The 20,856-nt window shown below is 71.8% G+C and carries 17 protein-coding genes; 5 read left to right on the top strand and 12 right to left on the bottom strand.

The genetic code is table 11. The annotated features are described in order from the left end of the window. Positions 1–2: 2 nt before the first annotated feature. On the bottom strand, positions 3–563 hold the full coding sequence (locus ABZ842_RS11115; RefSeq protein WP_361535351.1) for a tripartite tricarboxylate transporter TctB family protein: 561 nt from the start codon (positions 561–563) through the stop codon (positions 3–5). After that, positions 560–1,543 (bottom strand): tripartite tricarboxylate transporter substrate binding protein, encoded by a 984-nt coding sequence (locus ABZ842_RS11110; RefSeq protein ID WP_361535348.1) that lies wholly within the window; start codon positions 1,541–1,543, stop codon positions 560–562. The genes ABZ842_RS11115 and ABZ842_RS11110 overlap by 4 nt, the downstream gene beginning before the upstream one ends. A 128-nt stretch (positions 1,544–1,671) precedes the next feature. Here ABZ842_RS11110 and ABZ842_RS11105 point away from each other — a divergent pair, with 128 nt between their 5' ends. Further along, the gene (locus ABZ842_RS11105; protein WP_361535918.1) at positions 1,672–2,361 is read left to right on the top strand and encodes a response regulator; all 690 of its coding nucleotides are present in this window, start codon (positions 1,672–1,674) and stop codon (positions 2,359–2,361) included. 42 nt (positions 2,362–2,403) lie between these two features. Here the strand turns inward: ABZ842_RS11105 and ABZ842_RS11100 are convergent, their stop codons facing one another. Further along, positions 2,404–2,850 (bottom strand): pyridoxamine 5'-phosphate oxidase family protein, encoded by a 447-nt coding sequence (locus ABZ842_RS11100; protein ID WP_361535345.1) that lies wholly within the window; start codon positions 2,848–2,850, stop codon positions 2,404–2,406. 374 nt (positions 2,851–3,224) lie between these two features. On the opposite strand from ABZ842_RS11100, the gene ABZ842_RS11095 reads away from it, so the two are divergent. After that, positions 3,225–4,202, top strand: coding sequence for a lytic polysaccharide monooxygenase (locus tag ABZ842_RS11095; protein WP_361535342.1), 978 nt, complete (start codon positions 3,225–3,227; stop codon positions 4,200–4,202). An 89-nt stretch (positions 4,203–4,291) separates the two neighbouring features. Here ABZ842_RS11095 and ABZ842_RS11090 read toward each other — a convergent pair whose 3' ends face one another. Further along, positions 4,292–5,173: an alpha/beta fold hydrolase gene (locus tag ABZ842_RS11090; RefSeq protein WP_361535339.1), complete on the bottom strand. Its 882-nt coding sequence runs from the start codon at positions 5,171–5,173 to the stop codon at positions 4,292–4,294. A 578-nt stretch (positions 5,174–5,751) separates the two neighbouring features. Here ABZ842_RS11090 and ABZ842_RS11085 point away from each other — a divergent pair. Then, a complete protein-coding gene (locus tag ABZ842_RS11085; RefSeq protein ID WP_361535336.1) occupies positions 5,752–6,870 on the top strand; it encodes a DUF3533 domain-containing protein in 1,119 nt (372 codons plus the stop codon). Positions 6,871–7,043: 173 nt separating this feature from the next. Further along, positions 7,044–7,913 (top strand): alpha/beta hydrolase, encoded by an 870-nt coding sequence (locus ABZ842_RS11080; protein ID WP_361535333.1) that lies wholly within the window; start codon positions 7,044–7,046, stop codon positions 7,911–7,913. A 67-nt stretch (positions 7,914–7,980) separates the two neighbouring features. Here ABZ842_RS11080 and fxsT read toward each other — a convergent pair whose 3' ends face one another. The 5 genes from fxsT to ABZ842_RS11055 form a co-directional block, all read right to left on the bottom strand. After that, a complete protein-coding gene (fxsT, locus tag ABZ842_RS11075; protein ID WP_361535330.1) occupies positions 7,981–11,922 on the bottom strand; it encodes an FxSxx-COOH system tetratricopeptide repeat protein in 3,942 nt (1,313 codons plus the stop codon). Continuing rightward, complete coding sequence (locus ABZ842_RS11070) at positions 11,906–13,243, bottom strand: TIR-like protein FxsC (protein WP_361535327.1); 1,338 nt, start codon at positions 13,241–13,243, stop codon at positions 11,906–11,908. The genes fxsT and ABZ842_RS11070 overlap by 17 nt, the downstream gene beginning before the upstream one ends. 112 nt (positions 13,244–13,355) lie before the next feature. Further along, a complete protein-coding gene (locus tag ABZ842_RS11065) occupies positions 13,356–14,066 on the bottom strand; it encodes an AAC(3) family N-acetyltransferase (protein WP_361535916.1) in 711 nt (236 codons plus the stop codon). Between the two features lie 70 nt (positions 14,067–14,136). Further along, positions 14,137–16,419 (bottom strand): radical SAM/SPASM protein FxsB, inactivated metallohydrolase extension form, encoded by a 2,283-nt coding sequence (fxsB, locus tag ABZ842_RS11060; protein WP_361535324.1) that lies wholly within the window; start codon positions 16,417–16,419, stop codon positions 14,137–14,139. 47 nt (positions 16,420–16,466) lie between these two features. Then, positions 16,467–16,613, bottom strand: a complete 147-nt coding sequence (locus ABZ842_RS11055) for a hypothetical protein (RefSeq protein ID WP_361535321.1) — start codon at positions 16,611–16,613, stop codon at positions 16,467–16,469. Positions 16,614–16,860: 247 nt separating this feature from the next. On the opposite strand from ABZ842_RS11055, the gene ABZ842_RS11050 reads away from it, so the two are divergent. Beyond that, a complete protein-coding gene (locus tag ABZ842_RS11050; RefSeq protein WP_361535318.1) occupies positions 16,861–17,793 on the top strand; it encodes a DUF4231 domain-containing protein in 933 nt (310 codons plus the stop codon). A gap of 26 nt (positions 17,794–17,819) precedes the next feature. On the opposite strand, the gene ABZ842_RS11045 is transcribed toward ABZ842_RS11050, so the two are convergent. The 3 genes from ABZ842_RS11045 to ABZ842_RS11035 form a co-directional block, all read right to left on the bottom strand. Next, positions 17,820–18,296: a hypothetical protein gene (locus tag ABZ842_RS11045; RefSeq protein ID WP_361535315.1), complete on the bottom strand. Its 477-nt coding sequence runs from the start codon at positions 18,294–18,296 to the stop codon at positions 17,820–17,822. 170 nt (positions 18,297–18,466) lie between these two features. Then, positions 18,467–19,531 (bottom strand): LLM class flavin-dependent oxidoreductase, encoded by a 1,065-nt coding sequence (locus ABZ842_RS11040; RefSeq protein WP_361535312.1) that lies wholly within the window; start codon positions 19,529–19,531, stop codon positions 18,467–18,469. After that, positions 19,528–20,532 carry an LLM class flavin-dependent oxidoreductase gene (locus tag ABZ842_RS11035; protein ID WP_361535309.1) on the bottom strand — a complete coding sequence of 335 codons (1,005 nt, stop codon included), beginning with the start codon at positions 20,530–20,532 and terminating at the stop codon, positions 19,528–19,530. The genes ABZ842_RS11040 and ABZ842_RS11035 overlap by 4 nt, the downstream gene beginning before the upstream one ends. Positions 20,533–20,856 lie beyond the last annotated feature (324 nt).

Genomic DNA, 20,856 nt, shown 5'->3' with positions numbered 1-20,856 from the left:
TGCTACAGCACCCCCATGAGCGGGCCGCCCGGCAGGGGAACGCCGAGCAGGTCGTTGAAGACGTAGTACGTGATGAGGGAGAGCACCGCCGCGATCAGCGGATCGCGGTGGAAGTGCCGGCTGCCGAGCGCGAAGGCCGCACCCCAGAACAGCAGGGCGCCGGCGACGGGGAACCCGATCGGGCCGATGAGGACGGCGAAGGCGAGGAAGACGCCGGCCAGCAGCAGGACGGTCTGCCAGTCGCTGGGCTCGCTCAGGTCGATGTCCTCGCCGCCCTCCGCCTCGCCGCGCCCGCCGCGCATCACGTCGACGGCCAGCAGCACGGCGATGACCAGCAGGCCGATGCCGACCACGATCGGCACGGTCTTGGGGCCGACGGGTCCGCGCTGGGCGATCTCGACGTCCATGGTGAGGGCGTCGCCGAGGACGAGCACTCCGATGGCGAACAGCAGGACGCTGACGCCGAGTTCGGAGTGGTCGCGCAGCCAGGAGCGGAAGCCCTTGGGGGCCGTTCCGGGGGAGGTCTCCGTCGACTGCGTGGTGGGGGTTTCGTGAGAGCTCACAGTCCCAACTCCTTCAGTACCGTTTCCACCCGCTCGTTCTGCTCGTCGAGGAATTCGCCGAAGTCCTCGCCGGCGAGGAAGGCATCGGTCCAGCCGTTCTTCTCCAGCGACTTCTTCCACTCGTCGGAGGCGTGGAGCTTCTCGATCAGGTTGACCAGCTTCTCCCGCTCGGTCTCGGAGAGCCCGGGCGGTGCGACGATGCCGCGCCAGTTGGTGAACTCCGTGTCGATCCCCGCTTCGCGCAGGGTGGGGGCGTCGAGGCCGGGGACCCGCTTGGGGCCGGTTACGGCCAGCAGCCGCAGCTCGCCCGACTTGATCTGGTCGAGGTACTCGCTGACGCCGGAGACGCCGAAGCCGACCTTGTTGCCGAGGATGGAGGCGAGCAGCTCGCCGCCGCCGTCGTACGGAACGTAGTTGACCGACTTCGGGGAGATGCCGGCGGCCTTCGCCATCAGCATGGGCGCGAGGTGGTCGGGCCCGCCGGGCGACGACCCGCCGCCCACCGACAGCTTGCCGGGGTTCTTCTTCCAGGCTTCCACCAGCTCCTGGATGGTCTTGTACGGGGAGTCCTTCGAGACGACGACGATGTCCTGCTCTTCGGTGAGCCGGGCGATCGGGGTGGTGTCGGCGAGGGTCTTCGGAGCCTTGTTGGCGTGCACGGCGCCGACGACGCCGAGGCCCATCGACATCGCGAGCTTGCCGTTGCCGTGCTCGCTGACGAGACGGGCCAGGCCCACGGTGCCACCGGCGCCCGGCAGGTTGAAGACCTCGATGTCGTGCGTGAGGTCCGCGTCCTCGGCGTTCTTGGCCGCGGTGCGCGCGGTGATGTCGTAGCCCCCGCCCGGGGTGTTGGGGACCATGAACCTCAGCCCGGGGATCTTGCCGCCGGTGTCGGAGCCGTCGCCCGTGTTGAGCAGGGGCGGCCCCACCAGCACCAGCAACGCTGCCCCGAGCAGGGCGAGGGGAGTGCGCAATCGCACGTGAGCCGCCTCTCGGTAGGGATAGGTGTGAAGTGGCCCACATGTTGCCGTCGCGTTAAGAAAGTGTCTCTCTTCCGGAATCAACGGACGTTGTGGTCATTGTGGTCGCGCCATAGCGTGTGCGCGTGATGAAAGTGCTGGTGGTGGACGACGACTTCATGGTCGCCAAGCTGCACAGCCGCTATGTGTCGGTGACGGCGGGCTTCCAGGTCGTCGCAGTGGCGCACAGCGGCGCCGAGGCGCTGCGCGCCGCGGAGCGGCTGCGGCCCGACGTGGTGCTGCTCGACGTCTACCTGCCCGACATGGACGGGCTCACGGTGCTGCGGGAGCTGCGGGCCGCCGAGGAGCGCGATCCGGGGCGGGCGACCGTGGACGCGCTGTTCATCACGGCCGCCCGGGACGCGGAGGTGGTGCGCGCGGCGCTGCGGGCCGGCGCGCTGCACTATCTGATCAAGCCCTTCAACCAGACGGCGCTCCAGGAGCAGCTGCGCCACGTGGCATCGCTGCGCTCCCGCTTCGACCGGCTCGGCGAGGCCCGGCAGGAGGACGTGGACCAGATCTTCGGCACCCGTCCGCCGGGGGCCCGGGGCATGCCGAAGGGGCTGGCGCCGCACACGGCGGAGCTGGTGGAGCGGATCCTGCGGGAGCGCGGGGGCGATCTGTCGGCGTCGGAGTGCGCCGAGGCCGGCTCGTTGTCGCGGGTGAGCGCCCGGCGCTATCTGGAGTACTTCGTGGAGACCGGGCGGGTGGAGGTCACCCTGCGTTACGGGGGTACGGGTCGGCCGGAGCGCCGGTACCGGCTGGCCGGGGGGCGGTGAAGCGTCCGCCCGACCGGCCGGCGGCCTTCGCGCGGGCGGTGGTCACTCCTCGCCGAGTTCGGCGCTGAGCCAGCGCTGCGGGCGCATGCGGACGACGAGTTGGGGCCCGTGCTCGCGCCGGGCGAAGGCCAGGTACTCCTCGACCTTCACGGGGTCGACGAGGTAGTGGCGGGTGATTTCTTCGAGTTCCTCGGGGGTCGCGTCGCTGGTGGCGACGACCGGGCCCTCCACGGACACGTAACGCACAGTGGGCACGACCCGGTCGACCATCAGGGAGAACCGCCCCGCCGCGGCGATGAGCCGGGCCTTGCGCGAGTCGGCCGCCGTCATCACCCACAGGTCGCCGCCGGGCTCGTAGCGGTACCAGACCGGGACGGTGACCGGCGCCCGGTCGTCGTCGCCGGAGTCCACCGACAGGGCGCCGATGTGGGGTTGGGCCAGGAACTCATCGCGCTCTTCACGGGTCAGGACCTGGGCCAGGTGCGCCATGGGCTGTCTCCTTCGCTCGACGTGGGTGTCCGGTGTCGCCTGTCCCCCGATCATGCACGTTGTGACCGCACTTCATGCGATGTCAGTCGATTTCCGGCCATCAGCCGCAATGCGGGCCGCGCGCACCGGGCCGGTCGGGGCGGCGCACCGCCTTCCTGAGCCCGTGCTTAGCGCCTCCTTAAAGCAAGGATAAGGATCATCATCTTCCCCTTCCGGCACGGGATTTCGGGGGGTGGAGGGGTTAGCTTTCTGGCGTCGGGACTTGGCCCGGACCAACGCGCATGAGGTGAACACGGGCTGCGCGGACGTCCGGGCCGGTTCCGGCTCCCCCCAAAGTTCCACCTCCCCCCAGTGTTCCTGAGGAGTACGTCACCATGACCGCTCGCCGCAAGGTCACCACGGCCGCCTTCCTCGGTCTGGCGCCGCTCGCGCTGGCCGGGATCACGGCCACCCCGGCCGCCTCCCACGGTTCCATGGCGGACCCGGTCAGCAGGATCGCCGCATGTCACGCGGAGGGGCCGGAGAGCCCCGACTCCGCCGCCTGTAAGGCGCTGGTCGCCGCCGGCGGCACCCAGCCGCTGTACGACTGGAACGAGGTCAACCTGCCCGCCGTCGCCGGGCAGCACAAGCAGCAGATCCCCGACGGCAAGCTGTGCAGCGCCGGCCGGGACAAGTACAAGGGCCTGGACCTGCCGCGGACCGACTGGCCGACCACCGCGATGGCCGCGGGCCAGAAGACGTTCAAGTGGCGGGCGACCGCGCCGCACGTGGGCAACCTGTCGCTGTACATCACCAAGGACGGGTACGACCCGACCAAGCCGCTGAAGTGGTCGGACCTGGAGGCCCAGCCCTTCGTCTCGCTCAACAACCCGCCGCTGGTGGACGGCTCGTACGTGTTCAAGGGCGAGGTGCCGAAGAAGTCCGGCCGCCACCTGGTCTTCTCGATCCTCCAGCGCTCGGACTCCCCCGAGGCGTTCTACACCTGCTCGGACGTGGCGTTCGGCGGCGGCACGGGCGGCGCCCCGGCGGCCAAGGCGCCCACCGACCAGCAGATCGAGCAGAGCGCGGGCAAGTCCTCCGTGGACCACGGCGGTCACGGCGGGGACACGCCGGCCGAGGCGAAGCAGAACGGCGAGTACGCGGCCGGGCACGAGGCCCAGGGTCACGGCACCACCCAGGTGGCCGCCACCCAGGCCCCGAAGGCCCAGGGCGGCGACTCGGCGACGCTGGCGGAGACCGGCGGCGACGGGAACACCCCGTACATCGCCGCCGGCGGTGCGGTCGTGCTCGCCGTGGGCGCGGGCGCGCTGTTCGCCACGAACCGTCGTCGGGCGGTGGCCGGCGGTCGCTGACCGCTGACGACCGAGGGAGGCGCCCTGGGGAGGCGCGCCTCCCTCTCCACCCGCACGAGGGACCGCGTGTCCGTCGTCGACTGAAGACCTCAGCCGATGACGGACGCGCAGTTCGTCGTGGTGGCGCGGGCCGGATCGAGGGCGTTCGTGACCTCGTGGAACGCGATCCGGTCGACGGTCCCGATCGCCACGTGCTCGGCGAGGTCGAGCGGACACAGGTCCTGGAGCACCACGTTCTTCACGTTCGGCCCGGTCAGGAACTGCGACCGGTAGGGGGTCACCACCTGGTCGTAGCGGGTGGCTATGACGGTGTAGCGCACCCCGGGGACGGTGTCGCCGCCGGCGTTGAGCCGGGTCAGGAAGGGCGAGCCGACGATCTGGTCGGCGAGGGCGGGGGTGGTGGCCTTCAGCAGGTCCTCGACGCCGGGGAAGAAGGGCAGCAGCTTGGTCAGCCCCAGCAGGGTGGTGCCGTGGTTGCTGGGGGCGAGCCCGACGAGCGCGTTGACCTCGGCGGCGCCACCGAGGAACTTCAGGTAGTGGCGGGGCATCATGCCGCCCTGCGAGTGCCCCACGAGGTCGACCTTCGCCGCGCCGGACGCGGCCCGCACCCGGTCGACGAAGCGGTCCAGTTGCCGAGCGGACTCCTCGACCGGGCCGAGCCCGTGGAAGAACGGCACGCCGGGCAGTTGCCCGTAGTCGAGCGAGTAGACGCAGTACCCCCGGTTGACCAGGTAGGGCGCGAGCCCCAGCCAGTTGTCGACCGAGTTCCCGAAGGTCCCGTGGACCAGGACGACGGGCCGCGGACGGTCGGCGGACGGCCGGCACGACCAGTCGTTCCAGCCGCTGCTGCGGGCCTGCGCACCGCTCCCGGCGTCCGGGGCGGCGGTGGCGGTGGCCGCCGGGGCGAAGCCCATGGCGGCGGCCAGAAGAAGCGCGGCGACGGGTCGTACGAGACGTTTCCAAGGCAGCATCGAGCGGCCTCCTCGCAGCTCAAGGTGGGGCGGCCCCCGGCGGGGACCGGGCGGACCGTGATGCAGCTCCAGCACTTGCCGTGCCCACGACAAGCTACGCGCGGGTAACCGACGGAGGGAAGTTACGCGTCGGTAAAAACTGAGCGCACGTCAGGACGCGGATGAGCGCGGGCGCCGCGACGAACGCGCTTCCAGGCGTCCCTCGGCGGGCGCGGTAGCGCCGGAGCACGGGTCCGGTGATGGCTTCTGCGGCCCGGCGGGGGCTGTCGAGCAGTTCCTCCCCCGGTGCCCTGTGGGCACGGGGGACCCCACCCACGGTGGGGGAGCGAATCAGGGGCGCGGGGAACTGCGCGACGAGCCACCGACGGGCCGCAGAGACCAGTGCTCCCGCAGGGAAACGGCGGCCACGTCCCCACCCCCAGGAGGGCGCCACCCTCCACAACGTGAAGCGACGCGGCACCGCGGCGCACACGGCCCGGCGCGATCCGCACGGGCCGCCCTGCCCCCAAGCGTCGGCCGCGTCCGCCATTCGGCCCCGCCCGACTGCGCTCGGGCGCCGGGACGTCGAACGTGGGGCCATGACGCCGACTTCCGACGACCCGCACCCCGCAGCGGACAGGCCCGCCCCGCCGCCCCGCCCCGGCTTCTTCGAAGAGGTCAGGGACGCGGTACGGGTGCGGGCCGCGCTGTTGATCATCGGGGTGCTGGCGTTGCAGTTGGGCTTCATCACCTCGTACATCGGTGCCTTCCACGATCCGAAGCCCAAGGACGTGCCGATCGCGGTCACCGCGCCGACGGCGTCCGCCGCGGAGCAGGCCGTGCGCCGGCTCGGGGCGCTGCCCGGCGACCCGCTCGCGCCCCGGGCGGTGGCCGACGAGGCGACCGCCGCCGCACAGGTGCGCAACCGGGACGTCGACGGCGCCCTGGTGCTGACCGCCGGCGCCGCCGACCGGCTGCTGGTGGCCAGCGCGTCCGGCGCCTCCCTCTCCGAAGCGCTGACCGCGGTGGTCACCCGGGCCGAGCGGGCGCAGGGCCGCAGCCTCGACGTGGTCGACCTGGTCCCGAACGCCCCCGGCGACGCCCGCGGACTGACCTCCTTCTACCTCGTCATCGGCTGGTGCGTGGGCGGCTACCTGTGCGCGGCCGTGCTCGCGATCAGCGCGGGCGCCCGCCCCGCCAACCCCGCCCGCGGGCTCATCCGACTGGGGGTGCTGGCGCTGTACGCGGCGGTCACCGGGCTCCTCGGCGCGGTCATCGCGGGCCCCGTCCTGGACGCACTGCCGGGCGGCGTACCCGCCCTGTGGGGCCTCGGCGCCCTGCTGGTGTTCGCCGTCGGCGCCATCACCCTCGCGCTCCAGGGCCTCGCCGGCATCGTCGGCATCGGGCTGGCGATCCTGGTCGTCGTGGTCCTCGGCAACCCCAGCGCCGGCGGCGCCTACCCGTATCCGCTGCTGCCGCCGTTCTGGCAGGCGATCGGCCCCGCGCTGCCACCGGGCGCGGGCACCTACGCGGCCCGCTCCCTCAGCTACTTCGACGGCAACGGCGCGGCCGGGCCGATGCTGGTCATCTCCGCCTGGGCCGTCGGCGGGGCCGCGGTGACGATGGCGTGCGCGTTCTTCCACCGCAGGGCGAACGAGCGGGGTAGCGCGGCGCACGCGGCGGCCGTCGGTGACGGCGGGACGCCCCGGGGGGCGTAGTAACGGCGCACGGTCGCGCAATCTGCATGCGACGTCCGCCGCATCTGCCGCCCCGCGATACCAAAAGCACAAGCTTCCGCCCGCGGAATGGGTAATCATCAAGTGGTCGGGGAATGCACACACTTCATGGCCGTCAGCCCGCGCGAGGGCGTCGAGGACATAAGGGGGCGGGGGTGCGACGTCGGGTGCGCGCGAATGACGGGCGCCATCTGATGACGGAGCAGTTGGGGGACCCTCGGGGCAAGCCGGTCTTCCTGCTCCACGGCACCCCGGGCAGCCGGCTCGGGCCGGCTCCCCGGGGGATGGTGCTCTATCAGCGCCGCATGAGAATGATCGTCTACGACCGTCCGGGCTATGGAGGCTCGGACAGGCTGCCGGGGCGCACCGTCGCCGACGTGGCCGAGGACGTCCGCGCCATCGCGGACGAGATGGGTCTGGAGCGGTTCTCCGTCGTCGGTCGTTCGGGGGGCGCGCCGCACGCCTTGGCGTGCGCCGCGCTGATGCCCGACCGGGTCGACCGGACCGCCGCGCTGGTCACGCTCGCGCCCAGGGACGCGGACGGACTGGACTGGTTCGAGGGCATGACCGCGTCGAACGTGGACGCGTACACCTCCGCTCTCGACGACCCCTCCGGACTCGCCGAGGTGTTCACGCACCGCTCGGACGAGATCCGCAAGGATCCCATCAAGCTCCTCAACGACCTGCGGCGCGAGCTGCCCGACTCCGACCGCATGATCGTCGCGGACGCGGGCGTGCGCTCGATGCTGCTCCGCAACTACCAGGAAGCGCTGCGGATGTCGGCGTGGGGTTGGATCGACGACGCCCTCGCCTTCAACAGCCCGTGGGGCTTCGACCCGGCGGACATCACGGGCCGGGTGATGCTCTGGCACGGCGAGCAGGACGTCTTCTCGCCGGTGGGCCACTCCCGGTGGCTCGCCGAACGCATCCCCGGTGCCACCGCCGTCCTCGAACCGGCCGCCGCGCACTTCGAGGCGCTGCACGCGCTGCCGCGCATCCTCACCTGGCTGATCGAGGACCTGTAGCTCCGGTGCCAACGAGGCGGCGGGGGCGATGTCGCCCCCGCCGCCTCCCGCTGTGCGCACCAACCCCTCACACGGCCAACGGCTCCAGGTCGCGGTGGACGCGGCGCTCGTCCCGGGCGATGCGGGTGAGCGCGTGGTCGTCCCCGAGCTGCCGCGACAGCTCCTCCACGGTCTCGTGGCGCAACTGCCCCGCCTCGTCCTTGCGCCCCAGCATCGACAGGGTGACCGCCAGGTTCGAGGCCACGCCCAGCACTTCGGGGTGGTGGGCCCCCAGCACCTCGCGCAGCCGGGTCACCGTGCGCTGCTCGATCTCCAGCGTCTCCTCAAGGTTGCCGAGGTCGGCGAGCGCGTTGGCGAGGTTGATCGTGGAGAACAGGGCGTGCGGATGGCTGTCGCCGAGTACCGCGCTCATCCGCTTGACCACGCTCACCAGCAGCTGCTCGGCCGTCTCCGGGTCGCCGCAGCCCCAGTGGAAGATGGCCAGGTTGTTCATGCCTGCGAGGGTGTACGGGTGCTTCTCCCCCGGCACCAGCACGTACTGGTCCACCACCTCCTGCGCCAGGTCCCGGGCCGCGACCGGCTCCCCGGCCGCGAACAGGTCCGCCGCCAGGTTGAGGTCGCAGGCGAGCGAGTCCGGGTTCGCGGAGGCGTACTGGGTGCGGTACCGGTTGCGGGTGGCGGTGGTCAGCCGGCGCGCGTCCTCCAGCTGACCGGCCCGGCGCAGCGACACCGCGAGGCTCTTGGCCGCCGCGAGGGTCCCCGGGAAGGTCCGCCCGAGCTGCTGCTTGAGCAGGTCGTACGTGCGCGACAGCAACGCCACCGAGTCCTCGTACCGACCGACCTCGCGCAGGTCGCGGGCGAGGGAGGTGGCGGAGGACAGCGTGTACGGGTGAGTGGGGCCGAGCACCTCGGTGCGCCGGTCGAAGACGTCCTGGTCGAGCTCGCGGGCCCGGGCGTACTGGCCGACCATCCGCAGGTTCAGCGCGAGGTTGTTCGCGGCGGCCAGGGTGCGCGGGTGGGACTCGTGGAAGATCTGGCTGAACCCCTCGTGCGCCTCGGTCGCCAGCTCCATCGCCCGGGCGTACTGCCCGAGGGTGCCCAGGTCCATCGCCAGTCCGCTGGTGGTCATGTACGTGTGCGGATGGGTCGGGCCGAGCACCTTGCGCTGGCGCTCCAGCGTGACCTCGTCCAGGTCCTTTGCCTCCACGTAACGCCCCTGCGAGCGCATGATGTTGGAGAGGTGGAAGCGGAGGTAGAGGTACTGGTAGTCGTTGTTGCCCAGCATCTCCCGCCAGGTCTCGCGCACTTCGACGCAGAGCGTGGCGGCGGACGCCCAGTCGCCCCGCTTCCACAGGTAGCGCACCCGGTCGATCAGCAGCCGGCGGGTCTCCGGCTCCCGGCAGTTGCGCGCCTCCGAGGTGGTCAGGTGCGGCCAGATGGTGGCGAACTGCGGCCAGGTGGCCGGGTTGTCGATCGGCTCGTCGTCGTCGGGGCGGGCGCCGGCGAGGACCTGGTGCACGGCGTGCCGCGCCTGCTGCTGCTCCTCGTCGGTCAGCTGCGCCCGGATCACCGCCTGGACCAGCCGGTGGACCTGGATGCTGTTGGAGACCGTGTCGACCTTGGCGAGGGCGAACCGGCCGATCTCCCGGATGACCCGCCCAAGCACCAGCTTCTCCTGGAGCGAGGCGTCGTACGGCTTGAGGGCGTCGATCATCTCCTTGCTGTAGAGGAGGTTGGCCGAGATCGGCTCGGGGGCGAAGAAGGCGCACAGCTGGAGCAGGCGCACCGCCGCGGGCGAGCGCTCCTTCAGCCGCTCGATGGAGACGTTCCACGTCGCGGCCACCGGCTCGGGGTACCCCGCGGGCTGGTTGAGCGCGAGCACGCTGGTGGCCTGCTCCTTGAGCTGTTCCAGGTACTCGGAGACCGGGGTGGCGGTCTCCGCGATCCAGGCCGCGGCCTGCTCGACGGCGAGCGGCAGATCACCGACGGCGGTGGCGACCTGGTCCGCGTCGACGACGCTCAGGCCGCGGGCCCGGCGTTGGAGGTGCTCGATCGACTCTTCGCGGGTGAACACGTCGATCGGCAGGGCGTCACCGTACTGCGACCAGGTCTGGTTCCTGGAGGTGACGAGGATGTGCCCCGGGCCCTGCGGCGGGAAGAACCGCTTCAGCTGCTCGGGGTCGTCCGCATTGTCGAAGATCAACAGCCAGCGGGTGGACGGCACCCCGCGTCGCAGCAGGTCGATGGCCTCCCGGGAGGCCGCGGCCATGTCCTCGCCGCCCTGGGCCCCGAGGCGTACGGCGAGTTCGGCGAGGCTCGCCACCACGTCGTCGGTCTGCTCGGCCGAGATCCACCAGACCAGGTCGTAGTCGGCCATGAAGCGGTGCACGTACTCGATCGCCACCTGCGTCTTGCCGACGCCGCCGAGTCCGTAGATCGTCTGCGGCTGCGGCAGCACGGCGGCCACGGACATCCCGCCGCCGAGTTGGTCGCGCATCCGCTCCAGCGCCATGGCGCGGCCGGTGAAGCCGGGGTTGCGCGGCGGCGCGTTCCAGATCTTCGGCACGGTGCCGGGGAAGCGCGGTCCCGGCGCGGAGCTGTCGGGCAGTTGCACCGGCCGGTCCAGGGCGCGCAGCAGGGCGCTGGCGGCCTGCACCTCGTCGAGCCGGAAGAGGTCGACGGGGTTGCGGTCGATGTAGGGGGCGGTGAGCCGTACGTCGCCGACGCGGATGGGCAGCAGGTGCTGTCGGCTGCCGCCGGGGTCCTCGGCGATGGTCCGCGACCAGACCTCCACGGCCCGGGTGGACTTGAGGTACGCGGAGGAGAGCAGCACGACGGTGCGCGCCGCGTTCTCGTTGATGACGGTGCCCTCGCTCTGTTCGCGCTCCACGGAGACGTCCCGGGGCACCACCCGGAAGCCGGCGCGGGTGAGCAGCGACTCGATCCAATCGGCCCACATCCGGTTCTCCGCCACGTAGCTGAGGAGGAGGTCGGCGGGGAGTGCGGGCCGACGCCTGGTGAAGGCGTCCTTGATGCGCAGTCGGGTCTCGTCGCCGACGGTCGGCATGGAGGTGACGTCCTGCTCGGTGACCACGGCGGTGAGCCGTTCGAAGGCGGAGAGCAGGGAGTTGGTCAGTCCGGCCTCGTCGCCGAAGGTGGCCAGGGTCTCCTCGTAGGCGTAGTAGGGCCGGTAGGGGATCTCCACCGCGCCCCAGTAGGCGGTGAGTTCCTCGCCGGTGAGTCCGTTGGGCAGTCGGTCGAACTTGACCCGGGCCAGCGCGCGGCCGGCGTCCGCCTTCTCCTTCTCGCCCTCGTCGATCCGCATCGGCACCGGGTAGATCTTGATGTTCCGGCCGCCGTAGCGCTCGTCGATCTGGCGGGCGACCGAGGCCGCGCCGTCGATGGACTGGTCGCTGAGGGTGAAGCAGTCGACGAGGACGTCGGGGAGGTGGACGGTGCAGATGTCGGCGATGTCGCTGAGGCCGGTGCGGCTGTCGATGAGGACGTAGTCGTAGTTGGCCTTCATGTCGTCGCGCAGTGCGTCGAAGAAGAGGCCGCCGCCGAGCCGGTCGTAGAAGTTGTCCCAGTCGAAGGTGGAGACGGTCGCGGAGTACTCCCGGTTCTGCTTGCCCGCGGAGACGAAGTCCAGGGTGCCGCCCTGGGGGAACTCCCACCCCAGCATCTCGGGGGTGAGGGAGACCGCGTGCGGCTGGATGCGCGCGTAGTCCACGTGCCAGTCGTCGCGCCGCGCGGTGTCGGGGGTGATCGCCGCCCAGGCGTACTCGGTGATCAGATCGATGACACCGGTGGTGGCGCCGAGCGTGGACGGGTCGAGGAAGGGGTGGAAGAACCGGTGCAGCCCCGGGGCTTCCAGGTCCCAGTCGACCGCCAGGACCCGCTTGCCGTTGGCGGCGAGGATCCAGGCCGTGTTGGCCAGGGCCATCGTGCGGCCCGTGCCTCCCTTGTACGAGTAGAAGGTGACGATGCGTCCGTCACGACCGGTTGTCATCCGTGTCCTCCGCATCGGGGGCGATACCGCGCATCATGTCCGGGACGTACTGGGTGGTGCCGTGGTCGGCCATCGGGCCGCGCAGCCGGGGCCGTTCGCGGGGAGCGGCGCCGGGGGGTGGTGCGGGTGGGAAGACTTCGGCGTGCCTGAGGTACTCCTGCGCGGAGGCTTCGACGACCTGGGGCAGGATCTGCCCGAACGCCTCCATGCTGAACACCCCCCGTGCAGCAGCTCTACAGGCGGGGCGCCCGTGACTCAAGTGGTGCGGCATGGTGCGCTCCAACCGCTGGGCCAACTCCGCCTCGGAGAGCCGGCTCTGGGGGTCGTCGCGGTTCCACGGGACCACGACCGTCATCCAGGGCCGTGGCTGGGCGTCGAACTCGGCCAGCCGGGCGCAGCGCGCGTCGTCGGCGAGCGCCCAGCGGTCGATGATCAGTATCTCGGGCCGGTTGGGCGGGTGACCGGGGTCGGGCAGGGTCTCGTGGTCGAACGAGGACAGGGTGGCCTGGTAGTCCAGGGAGCGCACCAGGTCCTGGGCGACGTAGGCCAAGGGCCGCGCGGAGTCCGGAAGGTACGGGTTCCAGTCCTGGGACTGCTTTCCGTAGTAGTCCGGGGCGCGGCCCTCGGGGAGGTCGTGGTGGGTGGGTGCGGCGACCATCAGATGCATGGGGCGCGGGCCGCTGCTGGCCTTTCCGAAGGCGCTGGGCGCGTGCCGGTAGTCGACCGGGGAGCCGGGTGTGACGCGCGTGGTGTCCGCGACGGCGACGATCCGCTTCGCCAGTTCGTAGACGGCAGCTTCGTATTCCTCGGCGAAAATGCGGAGTTTGATCAGGCCGTACAGTCCGTCGGTGACGTAGCGGTCGCCGAAGGCCCGGTGGTTGAACTGGAGTCTTTCGGCGGGTCCCGGCAGTTGCTCCGGGGGTATCGGCACCCAGAGCGCCGGGACGATCGCCTCGGCGGGGCGGTTGCTCTTCGCCTGGTGGTAGATCGCCCGTTGGGCGAAGGCGTACCACTCCTTTCCGCACATTTCGCTCGCGAAGTACCGGGGGGAGAACAGCGGGACGAAGACGCGGCAGTTCGCCAACACCTCGCCCAACCGCTCGGACCAACCTTCGCCCGAGCGAATCTCCCGGTCCATGAATCCGGCCGGGGCACCGGCCGGCAGATCCGTCATGGCCATCACGTGACCGCACAGGTCACGGAAGAGCCGCTCCACCCACATGTCCGGATCGGGGCCCCCCGCCCCGTACCGCGGCGTGTGCGCGTAACTCAAGAAGAAGTACGGCCGATGATCCGCCGTACGTTGCGCTGTTTCCGACACACGACCCCCGTCCTGTGTGAACGCCCGCCCTCGCGCCCGACATCGAGGGGAGATGCGAGCGAATTAATCATTCCGGAGCCCGGACAGCTCCATCCCCCCGTCGTTCAGTCAATCAACGCCGCTTTTCAGACATCCAGCGATCCGCGTGATGGATCGCTTCCTTGATCGAGAACAATCGGGCGGGCTTCCCTCCCCACCGGCCCCTCCATTGGGGCCGACAAGGGAAGTCGGCACCGATCGTGTCAAATTCGCTGTCGTCCAGGACGACGTCTTCGTACGTTGTCCACTTCTTACCCCCTCCGGGCTGTCGAACCACACAGGAGTACGTCCTGCGGGGCGCATTCGGGTAGTACTCGGCGAGGTGGAACGCGGTGCAGACCCGGAAATCCACATTGATCATGAGGACGTGAGCATCAGCGCGGTACAGGGCGCCCAACGGGGAGTCCCAGCCCAGGTGGGACGCGAGCGGATGGTGGGCGAGGAGTTCACCCGCGCGACGGCCGATCGCGCTGAACGAGGTCTGCGGATGGCCGGAGCGCACGGCCCCGGCGGCGGTGCGCACGGACTCGGCCAACCGGCCCATCCCTTGGCTCGGCGTGGTGGCCGGATCGAAGGCCGGCATGCTCGCCCTGAAGGCCGCCGCCCGCTCGGGTGTCAGACCTCGCACCCGGGTGTGGTGGGCGTGCGAGGTGTCCGAGTTCTCCGGGGTGAAGGCGGGGACCACCAGGGTGCCGTCCGGGCCGAGCGCCCGCAGCAGGGCGTCCCGCAGGTCGTCCGCCGCCAACCCGGTGCCGCTCAGGCCGGCGTGGACCAACAGCGTCATCCCGGGCGTGACGCCCAGCTCGACCAGGGCGTCCACCAGCGGGGTGGCCACCCCGGACGCGGTGGGCGCCTCAGCCACGGGCCCGCTCCTGCTCCGCCGCGAGCGCGGCGGTGAGCTCCTTGCGCAGTTCGTCCACGAGCCGCAGCCCGCTGGCGGTCAGCTCCGGGGCGCGCTCCAGCGCGTCCAGGGCGGCCGGGGCCGAGCGGGCGGCGACGGGGTCGAGGGCGGCGAGCCCGACGCGTTCGAAGGTCCCGGCGAGCAGCTGCGACACCGGCACCTCCACGTCCCGCCAGGGCACGGGGTGCAGCCACTGGCCGTCCTGTGCGTACAGCTCGCAGACCTGGCGCAGGGCGTGCAGCTTGGTGCGGCGCAGCCCGCGCAGCAGCTCCCCGGCCAGTTCGGCGGGCGAGGCGGGCAGGGCGAGGCCGAGCGCGCCGTAGCCGGGCCCGTGCTCCCCCGGCTCGTACGCGTCGGGCCGGTCCCCTGCCGACGGCTCCAGCGGGGTGAGCGTGGTCAGACAGACGGCTGCCTCGGCGGCCTGGCGCGGTACGGCGGAGCGCAGCAGCGCCCACGCCTCGGTGAGCAGTCGGTCCCAGTCCGCGACCTCCGCTTCGTCGAGCCGGTCGCGCACCGCTCGGCCGTGGCAGTCGCGGTACGGGTCGAGGTCGTCGAGCCGTAGCCGCGGCGCCCCGTCCCGGCCGCCGACGGTGCGCACCGGCCGCCACCCGGCGGTGGCCCGCGGGTCCGCGAGGAGCACACGGATCGGCTCCCGGCCGGGCACCGCGGCGGTGAATCCGCCCTCGACGGCGCGCACGGTGACCACGCCGCGCTCGGTGGCGGGCGCCGGGCCGGCGTCGAGCGTCAACTCGCCGATGGCGGGCAGTCGCAGCACCCCGTCCCCGTACGGCACGCGGACGTCCGGGCCGTGGCCGTGCCGCACCTGGGCGGCGGCCAGCCGGGCGGGGAGTTCCAGGGCGAGCGGAATGGCCTCGGGCCGCTCGTCGCGCGCCGCCGCCAGGGCCCGGGCGAGCCAGGGCCGGGTGTAGGGGTGGCCCCACACGTCGTCGAGTACGTCGCCGCTCTCGTCGAGGTCGACGAGCAGGTCCCAGGCGTCGGCCCAGGGCTCCCCCGCCCGGCCGGCCAACTCGTCCGTGAGCGCACCGCTGAGCATCCGGGTGACGTCCTGGTCGTCGGCGAGCAGCGCGCCCGGTTCGGTGACGGCGAGCGGCACCAGCTCCGCCGCGGTGCGCCGCTCGACGCCCCGGATCAGGGCCTCCAGGTCGGTGCAGTACACGGAGGTGTTGTCGAAGGCGTTGCTCGTGCGGTAGCGGTGGGTGTAGAGGCCGCCGCCGCAGGACCGTACGACGGGGCAGGCGCGGCAGGCGTCGCTGACGGAGGCGAGCCCCAACTGTCTGGCCCGTACGCCGGGGTGGGCGGCGACTTCGTCGAAGGCGTGCCGCATCACGTCGAACCCGGTGGCCGCGGCTCCCTCGTAGGCACTCTTGAGCGAGTCGACCTGTTCCAGGGCGCCGTCGGTCTCCACCACGACGAGGTCGGTGGGCGCCAGGCCCAACGACTCGGTGAGGCTGGGGCCTCCGGCGAGGGTGGAGAAGACGGACTCGAAGAGCCGGACGGGGACGGGGCGCCCGTCGGCGTCCCAGCGGTCGAAGACGGTCAGCAGCCAGTCCGCGTACGCGGTCGGGGAGCCGTCCGGGCGGGCGGGGGGCTGGTCCCAGGTGGCGTGCGGGAGCAGGAAGTCGATGCGCGGGGGCTCCAGTTCGGCCAGTGCGTCATAGACCGCGACGGGGTCGTTGGCCACGTCCACGGTGCACAGCAGCCCGAGGTAGAGGTGGCGGTAGCGCTCCTCGCGCAGGAGGTCGACGGCCTTGAGGACCAGGGGGTGGCTGGTGCGCCCGTCGGCGAAGCGGCGGTGGCGGTCGTTCGCGGCCTGGTCGCCGTCGAGGGAGATGCCGACCTTGAGGTCGTACTCGCAGAAGAGGTCGAGGTAGCGCGGGCTGAGCTGTAGCCCGTTGGTGTGGATGCGCAGGTCGAGATCGGCGACGCCGTCCAGCGCCCGGGTCAGTTCCTCGCAGACGCGGCGCAGTCGCGCGGGCCCCGCCAGAAGTGGCTCCCCTCCGTGCAGGATCACTGACACGGAGGGCAGGGCATGATTTTTGGCATGCTCGGCCAGTCGCAGAGCTGTCCAGGAAATCGCTTCGTCAGAGATTGCCTTCGGGCGGGTTCGCCAGCTCTGATCAGCGTGTTCGTAGATGTAGCAGTGGTCGCAGGCGAGATCGCACCTGCTGTGGACCTTCAGAACGATCTCGCGGAATGGGACCAGGGGTCCTGTCATTCCACCAGTCTACGGTCCTTTGCCACGCAAAGTGGCCCAAACCGAGACTAGAGCGACGAGTTGAACGTCGCGATGCGCACGGCGCGGTCGGTGGCCGGAGCAGCCCCGGTCGCCTTCTTCGCCGTGCCACGCGCGGACTGGGGCAGGGACACACGGTTGCGCTTCGCTGCGGCGAAGGACGCGGAGATCGTCATGGGGGCCGTCCTTTGTTCTGTGTACACGATCGCGCACGATCTTGCTGTACAGCATGGATAACCAGGCACCATTGCGGGGTCTGGCGGCACGACTCTACTCTCAAGTTCACTGGTAGCAACTCAAGCTGTGAACAACCAACGATTAGAGTTGCTTCACATTCTGACAGGTATGCACGGAGGAAGCGATTCCGTCTCTCGGGTGACGGCAAAACCCATCAGACGGGCAGCCAGGCAGACAGGGGGAGGCATGTCGGGCATTCCCGGCCAGCCGCACAGCACGGTGTTCCGCAATAGCGATCTACCTGCGCTTTTTCATCACACGGACACCATAGCGATCTCCCGCCAGCGCGAAGCGGTCGGCGCCACGCGCCGTCAGTTGCTCCTCTTGGTACTCGGCGCCGCCGCAGCCGCACTGCCCGCCTCCTGGGAGCTCGGTGGGACGGTCCAACTCGCGGGAGCACTCAGCGTGTTGGCGTACGCCGGGGTGCTCGCCGTCGGCTCCGGCGCAGGGCGCCGCCGAGCAAAGTCGCAATGGCAACTGAACAGATCTGCCGCGGAGTACATCAAGTCCCTGTGCTGGCGCTATTCCGTGCATGGAACACCTTTTGACGCCGGCCCCGACAGCCCCGACGAATTGTTCGTCCAGCGGTTGGAAGAAGGGCTCGGGGAGTTGGCCAAGGTCGGGTGGGAAGACCCTCGAACGACAGTTCCCGAGGTGGCGAGGGCGGAGTTGATCACTCCGGCGATGCGACGGCTGCGCGCCGAGTCCTTCAACCTCCGCAAGGAGACGTACATCCGTGATCGGCTCATCGAACAGCGGAACTGGTACCACCGCAGTGCGGAGTCGTCCCGGAAGTCGACGGCGCTGTGGTCCACCGCCATCGTGGTGCTCACCCTGCTGGCGCTGGTCCTTTCGCTGTTGCACACGTTCTCCGTGGCCGAGTCGCTGGATCTGCTCGGCGCGCTCTCCGCGGCGTCGGCCGCGTTCATCGCCTGGAGCGAGATCAGCCGTCGCAAGCCGCTGATCGCCGCGCACTCCCTGGTGGAGGAGGACCTCGCGGCGCTGCACACCGCGATGGAGACCTCGGTGGACGAGTTCCAGTGGCCGTCCGCGGTGTACGAGACGGAGCGCATCGTCTCCCCGCAGCACACGGACTGGCTGGTGCGCCACCGCAGTTGACCGCCGGTCGGACGGACGGCGGTGCCCTACGGCCGGCGCAGCCCCTCGCGCCAGATCACCGTCACCGGCTTCCCCAGCTCCCGGGCGTACTCCACGATGTCGCCGGTGCCGCCGAGCCCGCGCGAGGGGCCGCCGTCCCACACGGCCAGCAGCCGGTCGCAGTTGTCGGCGATGTACGTGCCGGCCGCGTAGTACGCCTCGTCGGTGGCGTGCGGGAAGGAGAGCTGGACCTCGCGGGTGGCGCGGCGCCGGTAGTGGCGGTAGCCGACCAACTCCCCCGGTGTGAAGTCGTCCTCGTAGTCCCCGCTGGGGATGACCACGGTCAACTCGGCGCCGCAGGACAGGGCGACGTCCGCGAACATCTGGTCGGCGCCGACGGCGAGGCTGGAGAAGGCTTCCAAGGGGCCCTCGTGGCGGCGGAGCACGGCGAGCAGGCCCGCGCGGATGTCGGCGTGCCCCTCAGGGGGAATGACCCGGTGGCCGGTGATACCAATGCGCTTCACTGCGGTGCGACCCCCCGTGTCCAACGAGCTCCCCACGCTCTTCCATGGTCCCAGAACGCAACGCCGCGTCGAGCCCCCGTCCGCATGGAGGACGGCGGTCGGACGTTCGACGGTTGAGCGGGGCGCACCGGAGGGCGCCCCTGGTCAACCAGGCGCGTGGCGGGCGCCGTTCACCCCCGCCACGCCGGCTCGGGCAGCCCCAGGTGGTCGCGGAGCGTGCGCCCGGCGTACTCGGTGCGGAACGCGCCCTGTTCCTGGAGCAGCGGCACCACCTCGTCGACGAAGGACTCCAGGGTGTCGAGGAGGTCGATGGGGTGTGCCGGTACGAGGACGAAGCCGTCGGCCGTGCCGTGGGCGACCTGCTCCGCCAGGGCAGCCGCCACGGTGCGCGGGGCACCGACGAAGGCCGGTGGCCCGGCGCGGTCGTGGACGTCGGCCGCGACGGCGCGGGCGCGGGCCTCGGCGTCCGTGGCTGCCAGGACGCAGAAGGCCCGAGCCATGACCAGGAGGTCGTCCGGTGCCCGGCCGTGCGCCGTCGACCGGCGTTTGACGTCGGCGTAGCGCTCGCGGCCGTCCTTGGGGGTGCGGTGCGCGGGACAGAGCACGTCGGCGGTGGCGACCGCGAACTCCCGCCCCGCGGCGTCGTCCGGGTCCAGCGGGTGGATCACCACCGGACGTCCCTGCGGGGTCCGCGGGACGGTGAACTCGCCGCTGACGGCGAAGTGCCGGCCCTGGCGGGCGAAGGTCCGCGGCCGGCCGTCGGGGGTCCAGGAGTCCCACAGCTCACGGGCCGTACCGACGAACTCGGCGGTGTGGCCGTCGTCAGCGCTGCCGGGGGCGACCAGGTGCCAGGCGGCCCGCCCGCCGCTGAGGTGGTCCAGGGTCGCCAGGGAGCGGGCGAGTTCGAAGGGTTCGTGGGCGCCGGGGGCGGCGCCGGCCACGAGCCCGATGCGGTCCGTGACGGCCGCGAGCGCGCTGAGCACGGCCGTCGGTTCGGGCGCCGCGTACGGCTCGTACGGCCGGGGCGCGATGTCGGGGCCGGGGCAGGTGTCGGCGTCGGTATAGGGGTCGACCACCAGGAAGTCGAACAGGCCGCGCTCAGCCGTGCGGGCCAGCCGCTCCAGCGACGCGAAGTCGAGCGGCCCGCGACCGGCCGTGGCGGGCCGCCCGTCGGCCCACGGGAGGTGCGACGGGAGGTGGACCGCGAGGTGCATCCGAGGGTCCGTACGGGTCATGACGCGCTCCTTTGCGGGGCGACGGGCCGATCGGCCGCGGGCCGGCCGCCGACGGGCCGGGGCAGCCCCAGGTGCTCCCGCAGGGTGCCGCCGGGGTGGAAGGTGCGGAAGAGGCTGCGGTGTTGCAGCAGCGCGACCGTGCCGTTGACGATGCGTTCCAGGTCGCGGTGGGGTGCGATGGGCGCCAGGTGGAAGCCGTCCACCGCGCCGGCGTCGTGCCAGCGCGCCAGCAGCCCGGCGAGGTCGACGGGTCCGCCGCTGTAGTACGAGCCGTGGGCGGCGAGCGAGGGGGCCGCGTCCAGCAGGCCGGGCTCCCGGGCCGACTCCCGTTCGCCCAGGTCGACGACGAGCGAGAGCAGTACCCGCAGGTCGTCGGGGTCCCTGCCGTACGCCGTGGCCTCGTGCCGTACTCGGGTGCGCAGGGCGGCGGCGCGCTCGGCCGACGGCGCCCGGACCAGGACCACGTCGGCGTGGCGGGCGGCGCACCGCAGTCCGTCCTGACCGGTCCCGGTGACGTCGACGACAGTGACGGGGCGCCCCTGGGGAGGTCGGGGAGGTCGGGGCGCGGTGGCGGGTGACGCGTCCTGTGCGGGGCCGTCCCAGTGCCGGGCGGCAGCGGCGGCGACCTCTTCGGCGCGCTGCCATAACGCGGCGGTCGGGGCGGCGGGGCGGCGCCCGAAGAGCGCGGCTTCGGCGTGCGTGGCGGAGACGCCGACGCACCAGCCGGCCCGTCCCCTGCTCACCCAGTCGAGGGTGGCGAGGGCGGTGGCGACGCGGCCGGGTTCGGTGTGGGTGGTGGTCACCGTCGGCACCAGGCCGATCCGTCGGGTGGCGGGGGCGACGTGGGAGAGCACGGCGAGGGCGTCGGGACCGGGCCGGGCGAAGGAGTCGCCGAGGGTGACGAAGTCCAGGGCGCCGTGCTCGGCGAGCCGAGCCAGTTCGGTGAAGTGTCCGGGGTCGAACCGCGGCGGGCCGTCGAGCGCGACGGCGAGGTGGAGCATCCGGTGACGGGACGGAGTGGACGGGACGGGCGGCGGGGGGGCCGGCGCGGGCAGGGGCGGGGGCGGGGTGTGCCGGGTCGGCATGGCTCCTCCGGAGGGGTCGGTACCTGGCGCGGACGCGGGCGCGGGGACGCACGCGGTTCACGCAGGGCGAGGGCCGGCCGTACGGGTGCGGCGCCTGGCGCGGCACCGACGGCGGCGGGAAGACGACCTCACAGCGCCCCGCGGCGCGGTCTCGCGCACGGACGGGGGAAGGCTCCGTGGACGCACGGAACGAGCACAGGAGCGTTCACCCACGGCACGGACGGCGTGGGGCTGGGCAAC

Source organism: Streptomyces sp. NPDC047315, assembly GCF_040643215.1.
In the GTDB taxonomy this organism is placed as follows: Bacteria; Actinomycetota; Actinomycetes; order Streptomycetales; family Streptomycetaceae; genus Streptomyces.
This window is presented reverse-complemented; position numbering and strand designations above follow the sequence as displayed.